This is a genomic window from Oerskovia merdavium (assembly GCF_014836755.1).
Taxonomy (GTDB): Bacteria; Actinomycetota; Actinomycetes; order Actinomycetales; family Cellulomonadaceae; genus Oerskovia; species Oerskovia merdavium.
The window spans coordinates 25,860-34,677 of the sequence record NZ_JACSQF010000012.1 but is presented as its reverse complement, the minus strand read 5'-3'; the positions used below and the strand labels follow the sequence as shown (position 1 = coordinate 34,677).

At 72.1% G+C, this 8,818-nt stretch carries 8 protein-coding genes; 4 read left to right on the top strand and 4 right to left on the bottom strand.

Translation table 11 applies throughout. The annotated features are described in order from the left end of the window. Positions 1-53: 53 nt before the first annotated feature. Positions 54-644 (bottom strand): ribonuclease H family protein, encoded by a 591-nt coding sequence (locus H9641_RS12410; RefSeq protein WP_191804208.1) that lies wholly within the window; start codon positions 642-644, stop codon positions 54-56. Positions 645-926: 282 nt separating this feature from the next. Continuing rightward, positions 927-1,304 (bottom strand): FKBP-type peptidyl-prolyl cis-trans isomerase, encoded by a 378-nt coding sequence (locus H9641_RS12405; RefSeq protein WP_056652896.1) that lies wholly within the window; start codon positions 1,302-1,304, stop codon positions 927-929. A 123-nt stretch (positions 1,305-1,427) separates the two neighbouring features. On the opposite strand from H9641_RS12405, the gene H9641_RS12400 reads away from it, so the two are divergent. After that, complete coding sequence (locus H9641_RS12400; RefSeq protein WP_191804206.1) at positions 1,428-2,546, top strand: VIT1/CCC1 transporter family protein; 1,119 nt, start codon at positions 1,428-1,430, stop codon at positions 2,544-2,546. A gap of 229 nt (positions 2,547-2,775) precedes the next feature. Here the strand turns inward: H9641_RS12400 and H9641_RS12395 are convergent, their stop codons facing one another. Then, positions 2,776-4,188, bottom strand: a complete 1,413-nt coding sequence (locus H9641_RS12395) for a GntT/GntP/DsdX family permease (RefSeq protein WP_377623468.1) — start codon at positions 4,186-4,188, stop codon at positions 2,776-2,778. Continuing rightward, positions 4,185-4,730, bottom strand: a complete 546-nt coding sequence (locus tag H9641_RS12390) for a gluconokinase (protein WP_191804407.1) — start codon at positions 4,728-4,730, stop codon at positions 4,185-4,187. Before H9641_RS12390 ends, H9641_RS12395 begins: the two co-directional genes overlap by 4 nt. Before the next feature lie 236 nt (positions 4,731-4,966). Between H9641_RS12390 and H9641_RS12385 the strand changes: the two genes are divergently transcribed. The 3 genes from H9641_RS12385 (at position 4,967) to H9641_RS12375 (ending at position 8,770) form a co-directional block, all read left to right on the top strand. Next, complete coding sequence (locus H9641_RS12385; RefSeq protein WP_191804202.1) at positions 4,967-5,653, top strand: FadR/GntR family transcriptional regulator; 687 nt, start codon at positions 4,967-4,969, stop codon at positions 5,651-5,653. A 132-nt stretch (positions 5,654-5,785) separates the two neighbouring features. Further along, positions 5,786-7,156: an MFS transporter gene (locus H9641_RS12380; RefSeq protein WP_191804200.1), complete on the top strand. Its 1,371-nt coding sequence runs from the start codon at positions 5,786-5,788 to the stop codon at positions 7,154-7,156. Positions 7,157-7,282: 126 nt separating this feature from the next. After that, positions 7,283-8,770, top strand: a complete 1,488-nt coding sequence (locus H9641_RS12375) for a sugar porter family MFS transporter (protein ID WP_191804198.1) — start codon at positions 7,283-7,285, stop codon at positions 8,768-8,770. Positions 8,771-8,818: the final 48 nt, after the last annotated feature.

The window sequence follows — 8,818 nt, the reverse complement described above, 5'->3', positions numbered from 1 at the left end:
GGTCGCCGCCGAAGCGGTGGCGACCTCGAGCCCGTCCTCGGCAGCTCGCGAGGTCAGTCGAAGAGCGTCGACTCGGTCCAGGCTTCTGCGGCGGCCCTGCTCGCGGCCGTGGCCCCGACCTTGGCGGCCGGACGGCCCGCAGCGGCGGGCCGCTTGGCGGGTGCGACCGCGAGGTCGTCCGTGCCGGCGAGCGTCGACCGCTCCTCGCCGCGCCCGGCGGCCCAGTCCTGCGCCGCGAGACCCGCGAGCTGGTCGGCCCGCTCGTTGAAGTGGTTGCCGACGTGCCCGCGCACCCACCGGAAGCGCACCGGCCCGGGGCGGGCCTGGATCGCGGCCTCGATGCCCTGCACGAGCTCGAGGTTCTTCACGGGGCTGCCGCCGGCCGTCCGCCACCCCTTGCGCTTCCAGCCCTCGAGCCACTCCGACGCGCACTTGATGGCGTACTGGGAGTCGGACTCGATGAGGAGCGGTTCGGCGCCGGGGTGTGCGCGCACCGCTTCCAGCAGAGCCTGGAGCTCTGCGACCTGGTTCGTCCCGCTGGCTGCGCCACCGGAGTCGAAGGTTCCGTCGTGGTTGATCCACGCCCAACCGATCGCTCCACCCGGGTTGACCAGGCACGAGCCGTCGGTGCTGACAGTGATCACTTGTGCGTCCTCGCTCATCGGAGTCGGAAGTCCGTCGCGCCCATTGTCCCCGACTTTCGGGGGCGCCGGGACCGCCGTCTGCCTGGTGCGTGCCCGACGGCGGAGCGCACCCGTGCGCGTTCGGCGCGCTCCGTCGTCGGGCGCCCGGGTGACACCGGGACCGGGGTGACGGACGCCTCGGACGAGCCGCGACCGCGGTGGCCGCACGAGGCGCGGACAGCACGACGCCCCCGCCCCCACCGGTGACCGGGGGAGCGAGGGCGAGGTGGGATCAGGCCGTGGTCAGCTGACGCCGAGCAGGTCGATCACGAAGACGAGCGTCTTGCCGGACAGGCGGTGGCCACCGCCGGCCGGGCCGTACGCGAGCTCCGGGGGGCAGACGAGCTTGCGACGCCCGCCGACCTTCATCCCCGGGATGCCCTGCTGCCAGCCGGCGATGAGGCTGCGGAGCGGGAAGTTGATGGACTGGCCGCGGCTCCAGGACGAGTCGAACTCCTCGCCGGAGTCGTACTCGACGCCCAGGTAGTGGACGTTGACGGTCGAGCCGGGCTGCGCCTCGGCGCCGTCGCCGACGATCAGGTCGACGACCTCGAGCTCGGTGGGGGCCGGGCCCTCGGGGGCGTCGACCTCAGGACGGGTGCGTTCGGTGTTCTCGGACATGTTCCGATCCAACCACGGGTCGCCCCCGCAGCGGCTGTCGGAACTCCCGCGAACCGCAGAACCGTGCGGAAAAGTTGGGGATCCCGAAACCCACGGAGACCCTTTTCTTGCCATGATGAACGCATGACACCCCCCGCTGCCCCGACCTCCGGCGTGCCCGCGCACGCCGGCGAGGCCCGCCGTCGGACCCCTCAGGAGATCCGTCGCTGGCGCCAGTACCTGGCCGACGAGCGCGCCGAGGCCGCGTCCTACCGCGACCTCGCGTCCCGCCGCACGGGCGAGGAGAAGGAGATCCTGCTCGCGCTCGCGGACGCCGAGAAGCGCCACGAGGACCACTGGCTCGCGCTGCTCGGCGACGACGTGGGCAAGCCCCTGCGCGGCGACTGGCGCACCCGGTCGCTCGGGCTGTTCGCACGCCGGTTCGGCGGGGTGTTCGTGCTCGCGCTCGCGCAGCGGGCCGAGGCCCGCTCGACGTACGAGACCGACGTCGACGCGACCGCCGCGATGGCCGCCGACGAACGTATCCACGAGGAGGTCGTGCGAGGGCTCGCGACGCGCGGGCGCATGCGCATGTCGGGGACGTTCCGCGCCGCGGTTTTCGGCGCGAACGACGGACTGGTGTCCAACCTCGCGCTGATCCTGGGGATCGGGGCGTCGGGCGCGTCGAACGAGACCGTGCTGCTCACGGGCCTCGCGGGGCTGCTCGCCGGCGCGCTGTCGATGGGGGCGGGCGAGTACGTGTCGGTGCGTTCGCAGCGCGAGTTGCTCGATGCGTCGACGCCCAGCCCGCTGGCCTCGGCCGCGCTGCCGCACCTCGACGTCGACGCCAACGAGCTCGCGCTCGTCTACCGGGCCCGTGGCCTGACGCCCGACGAGGCCGAGAAGCACGCGGGCGAGGTGCTGTCGACGTACACCGCGGCGACCGTGATCGCGCCTGCCGCCGAGGTCGACGAGTTCGAGACGCACGGCTCGGCGATGGGGGCGGCCGTGTCGTCGTTCCTCTTCTTCGCGTCGGGCGCGCTCATCCCGGTGCTGCCGTACCTGTTCGGCCTCCAGGGTGGGGTCGCGGTGCTCGTCGGGAGCGCCCTCGTGGGGTTGGCGCTGCTCGGCACGGGAGCCACGGTCGGGCTGCTGTCGGGCGCGTCGCCGGTCAAGCGTGCGCTGCGCCAGATCGCGATCGGATTCGGTGCGGCCGCCGCGACGTACGCGCTGGGGCTGGCCTTCGGGACCACGGTCGGGTAGTCGGCGCGCGTCGCGCGAGCACGGTGAGGTGGCTCTGCCGCGCTGACGCTCTGGTCGTCGCCATCACGCACCAGGCCCGGAGGGTCGCCCCGAGCACGGGGTCTGGACGGAGTGTTTTCTGTGGAGCCACAACAATTGTGGTGGCTCCACAGAAAACACATGCTGGTCCGGGTCGCCGGGCGCCCGCCACCCATCACCCGAGTCGGGCCCCAGGTTTGCGAGCGGTGCGCTAGACGACCAGCCCCAGCAGCAGGATCACGACCAGCGCCACGACCGACAGCACGCACTCCATGACGGACCACGTCTTGAACGTCTGGCCCACGGTCATGCCGAAGTACTCCTTGATGAGCCAGAACCCCGCGTCGTTGACGTGGGACAGGAACACCGAGCCGGCGCCGATCGCGAGCACCAGGAGCGCCGCGTGCGTGGGGGAGAGTCCGGCAGCGAGCGGAGCCATGATCCCGGCCGCCGTGATGGTCGCGACCGTCGCGGAACCCGTGGCGACACGGATCAGTGCCGCGACGAGCCAACCCGCCAGGAGCGGCGAGAGGTTCGCGTCGGAGATCCCGCTCGCGATGACGTCTCCCACTCCCGTGTCGACGAGCGTCTGCTTGAACCCGCCGCCCGCGCCCACGATCAGCAGGATGCCCGCGATCGGGGCGAAGGACTTGTCGACCAACGTGCTGATCTCGTCGCGCGTGCGCCCCATCGCGCTGCCGAAGGCCACGAGCGACACGAGAGCCGTGATGAGCAGCGCGACGAGCGGCGTCCCGATGAACTCGAGCCCCTTGCCGACGGGTGACTCGATGGTCCCCGTCATCTCGACGACGGTCCGGGCCAGCATGAGGATCACGGGCAGCAGGACCACGGTGACCGCGACCGCGAAGCTCGGGCGGGGGGCGTCCTCGTCCCGCTCGGACACGCCCAGGACGGTCGTGGGCGGGGGCAGCTTGACCCACACCGCGAGCGGCTTGGCGAGCAGCGGCCCCGCGACGATGACGGTCGGCACGGCCACGAGCAGACCGAGCCCGAGCGTCAGGCCCAGGTTCGCGCCCAGCGCGTCGATCGCGAGCAGCGGCCCGGGGTGCGGAGGGACGAGGCCGTGCAGCGCCGACAGCCCCGCGAGGGCGGGGATGCCGACGAGGATCGGGGAGACCTTGGAGCGACGCGCGACCATCATGACCACGGGGATCAGCAGGACCACGCCGACCTCGAAGAACAGCGGGATGCCCACGACGAACGCGATGAGCGCCATGGCCCACGGCAGCCGCTGCAGGGGTGTGCGCGCCAGGATCGTGTCGACGATCTGGTCCGCGCCGCCCGAGTCGATGAGCATCTTGCCGATGATCGCGCCGAGCGCGATGAGGACACCGACCCCGGCGACGGTCGACCCGAGCCCCGCCGAGAAGCTCACGAACGCGCTCACGAAGTCGATGCCCGCGACGATCGCGAGGACCGCCGAGCCGATCATGAGGGACAGGAACGGGTGGAGCTTGAGCCACACGATCAGGACGATGATCGTCGCGATCCCGAGCACGGCCGCGAGGATGAGCTGGGTCGTGCCGGCGTCCGTCGTCGGGGTCTCGGTGGCTGCGCGCAGGGCGCCCGCGGCGAGCGGGTGCGAGGCGAGGGTGAGCATCATCGCTCCTCGGGGTGGGTGGGTGCGCCGGCCAGGTGGCGGGGTGCGCGGGGGATCGTGGGGCGGGGCAGCGCGGTGGACGCGAGGATCCGGTCGACGAGCTCCTCGGGCGGTGCGCCGACGTCGAGCGTGATCCCGTCCTCGTCGGCCGCGAGCGGTTCGAGGGTCGCGAGCTGCGAGGGGAGCAGGGACGCGGGCATGAAGTGCCCGCTGCGATGGGTCATGCGTTCCTCGAGCAGCTCGGCGCTGCCCGTGAGGTGCACGAACCGGACACGCCCGTGCGCGGTCCGCAGCAGGTCACGGTAGCTGTGCTTGAGCGCCGAGCAGGTGACGACGGCCGAGTCCCCCTCGGCGGCCTGCACGTCGAGCCAGTCGCGCATCGCGCGGAGCCAGGGCCAGCGGTCCTCGTCGGTGAGCGGGGTGCCCGCGCTCATCTTGTCGATGTTGGCCTGGGGGTGGAACTCGTCGGCCTCGGCGTACGGCCGGTGCGTGCGGTCCGCGAGCAGGGTCGCGACCGTGGTCTTGCCCGAGCCGGCGACACCCATGATGACGAGGTGCACGGGGCTGTGGTCGGCCGCCGGCGCTGGGGCGGCTCCCGACGAGGGGCTGGCTCCCCTGTCCGGGGTGGGGCTGACGTCTGTGTCCATGAGGGGGTTCCTTGGCTGTCCGTCGACTGCTGCGTCGTGAGCGGACCTCTGTGGCCGCTCACCGAGCATGCACGATTGGTATCACCTTTGGCAAACAATGGTGTGACCAATGGGCGAAGCCGTAGGCTCGACCCATGTCCGCGACGGTGCTCCACAGCTCGGTGACCGACCTCCTCGGTCGACGCATCACCGCAGGTCACCTCCCTGCGGGCAGCACGCTGACCCTCGACTCGATCGGCGAGGAGTTCGGCGTCTCCCGCACCGTGACCCGCGAGACCATGCGCCAGCTCGAAGCCCTCGGGCTCGTCCGCTCCGGGCGACGCATCGGCCTCGTCGTCCTCCCCGAGCAGGACTGGAACGTCTACGACGCCCGCATCATCCGCTGGCGCCTCGCCGGACCCGGCCGCGACGCGCAGCTGCGCTCGCTGACCGAGCTGCGCTGCGCCGTCGAACCCCTCGCCGCCGCCGGGGCCGCCCGCCACGCGACCGCCGAGGCCCGCACGGAGCTCGTCGAGACCGCCGCCCGCATGCGCGAGCTCGGCGAGGCCGGCCGTCTCGAGGAGTTCCTCCAGCTCGACATCCGCCTGCACGCCCTGCTCCTGCGCTCGTCCGGCAACGAGATGTTCGCGGCGCTCACCGACGTCGTGGGCGAGGTCCTCGCCGGGCGCACGCACCTGGGACTCATGCCCCAGGCGCCCGTCGCCGAGGCCCTCGACGAGCACGAGGCCGTCGCGCGCGCCGTCGCCGCGGGCGACCCCGTCGAGGCGGAGCGCGCCATGGCCGCGCTCGTGGGCGAGGTCCGGGCCGCGCTCGGGGCGTGAGGCCCCGACCACCGGGCCGTCGCCCCGAGGAGCCCGACGGCGTCGCGCGCCCCGCGCGAGCGCGCGTCACGTCCTGAGACGGTCGCCCCGGGACACGGTTCCCGCGCGGGGTCGGGGGTAGCCTCGTCGCTCGTGCCCCGCCTCGACGGCATCCTTGCCGACACGACCCCGCTCCGCGTCTCCCCGCCGTTCCGCCGGCTGTGGTGGGGACTCGGGGTGTCCAACCTCGGTTCCCAGCTCACGGTCGTGGCCGTGGGGCTCCAGGTCTACGCGCTCACGGGCTCGACGCTCGCGGTCGGGGTGCTCGGGATCTTCGCGCTCGTGCCCCTCGTGGCGCTCGGGCTGTACGGGGGCGCGCTCGTGGACGCGTACGACCGCCGCCGGGTCGCGCTGCTCGCGTCGTGGGCGCTGTGGGTCGTCACGGGGCTGCTCGCGCTCCAGGCGTGGCTCGACGTGGGGTCCGTCGGGGTCCTGTACGGGCTCGTCGCGCTCCAGTCCGCGGCGTTCGCGATCAACAACCCCGCACGCTCGGCGATCATCCCGCGCCTGGTCGAGCCCCGGCTCCTGCCCGCCGCGAACGCCCTGCAGACCATCTCCTGGAGCATCGCCCTCACCGTGGGGCCGCTGCTCGGGGCGTTCCTCGTGGCGCTGTGGGGGTACGGGGTCGCGTACACGATCGACGTGGTGCTGTTCGCGGCGGCGCTGTGGGCCGTGTGGCGCCTCCCGTCGATCCCGCCGGTCCTTGCTGACCGCCTGCCGGAGGAGGCGGGCGCCCCTGGCCCGGGTGGTCGCGACGACGCGGCTGCCGCGGGGGCTGCCGCGGGGGCGCCCCGCCGCAAGGTCGTCGGCATCGGCTCGGTGATCGACGGCCTGCGCTACCTCGCGACCCGGCCCAACGTCCGCACGACGTTCCTGGTGGACCTCGCCGCGATGATCCTGGCCTTCCCCCGGGTGCTGCTGCCCGCGGTCGGCGTGCTGTTCATCGGCGGCGGCGAGACCACGACGGGCGTCCTCAGCGCGGCCTTCGCCGTCGGCGCGGTGCTCGCCGGGGTGTTCTCCGGGGCGCTCTCCCGCGTGCGCCGGCAGGGGCTCGTGATCGCGTGGGCCATCACGGCGTGGGGGCTGTCGATCGCGGCGTTCGGCGCGGTGCTGCTCCTCGTCGGGTCGACCGAGCCGTCCCAGGTGCTCGTGGGCGGTCTGGTCGCGGCGTGCGTCGCGCTCGCCCTCGCGGGAGCCTCCGACGCCGTGAGCGCGGTCTTCCGCCAGACCATCCTGCAGACCGCGACGCCCGACGACATGCGAGGTCGCCTCCAGGGCGTCTTCATCGTGGTCGTGGCGGGTGGGCCCCGGCTCGGCGAGGTGGTCCTCGGGGCCCAGGCGAGCTGGTTCGGCGAGGCGTGGGCCGCGGTCGCGGGCGGCCTGGCCTGCATCGTCGTGGTGTGGCTGATCCTGCGCACCCAGCCGCGCTTCCTGAGGTACGACGCGCTGCACCCCGAGCCCTAGGGCGGCGCGCATCGATCCTCCGAAGTCGCACGTGACCTGCCGTGACTCTCGCCACGGTCGCTCACCGCGCGACCACGCCTTCTCCTCACTATCGTCGAAGGACAACCTGACACGGAGGGGGGCGTCATGACCAGCAACGACGCGGGAGCGGCTGGGGACGCACAGGCCCAGGCGCAGGCCAAGCGGCTGAACAAGAGAGTCATCGGGATCAGCCTGGCCGCCGCACTGGGCGGCTTCCTGTTCGGGTTCGACACGGCGGTCATCAACGGTGCCGTCGACGCCCTGTCCGACCAGTTCGAGCTCAACGCGGCGATCACCGGTTTCGCGGTCTCGTCGGCGCTCATCGGGTGTGCGGTCGGTGCCTGGTTCGCGGGGCCGATCGCGAACAAGATCGGCCGCATCAAGGTCATGCTCATCGCATCGGCGCTGTTCCTGGTGTCGGCGTTCGGTTCCGGCCTGGCGTTCGCGGTCTGGGACCTGATCATCTGGCGCGTGGTCGGCGGTCTGGGTATCGGTGCCGCGTCGGTCATCGCGCCCGCGTACATCGCGGAGGTCTCCCCGGCGCGCATCCGTGGGCGGCTCGGGTCCTTGCAGCAGCTCGCGATCGTGACCGGCATCTTCGCCTCGCTCCTGACGGACGCCGCGCTGGCAGGGGCCGCGGGTGGCGCGTCGAACGTCCTGTGGCTGGGTCAGGAGGCGTGGCGCTGGATGTTCATGGCGGCCGCCGTGCCGGCCGTGGCGTACGGCCTGTTCGCGCTGCGCATCCCGGAGTCGCCGCGCTACCTGGTGGCCAAGGGGGAGACCAAGAAGGCGGCCGAGGTCCTGCGGGAGTTCACGGGCGTCCAGGACGTCGACCACAAGATCGCGGACATCGAGAACTCCCTGAAGTCCGACACCAAGGCCTCCCTGAAGGACCTGCGCGGCAAGCGCCTGGGCCTCAAGCCGATCGTCTGGGTCGGCATCCTGCTGTCGGTGTTCCAGCAGTTCGTCGGGATCAACGTGATCTTCTACTACTCGACGACGCTCTGGCGGTCGGTCGGGTTCTCGGAGGACGACGCGCTGCTGACGTCCGTCATCACGTCGGTCACCAACATCGTGGTGACGATCGTCGCGATCCTCCTGATCGACAAGATCGGTCGCCGCATCCTGCTCCTGGCGGGGTCCACGGGCATGTTCGTCTCCCTGGGCATGATGGCGCTCGCGTTCACGCAGGCGACGCTCACGACTGCGTCCGACGGCACCACCTCGGCCTCTCTCGAGGGTGGCTGGGCCACGGTCGCGCTCATCGCCGCGAACGCGTTCGTCGTGTTCTTCGGGGCGTCGTGGGGCCCGGTCGTGTGGGTGCTGCTGGGCGAGATGTTCCCCAACCGCATCCGGGCGAGCGCGCTCGCGGTCGCCGCTGCCGCGCAGTGGGTCGCGAACTTCGCGATCTCGACGACGTTCCCTGTCCTGTCGGACATCGGGCTCAGCTTCGCGTACTCGTTCTACGCGTTCTTCGCGCTGCTGTCGCTGTTCTTCGTGTACTTCAAGATCCCGGAGACGCGCGGCAAGGAGCTCGAGGACATGCGCGACGACTTCGTGATCAAGCGTGGGCACATCGTCGAGACGACGTGACGCCCGGCGTCCCTGCCGTGACGTGAGCAGATGCCCCTGACCCCACGG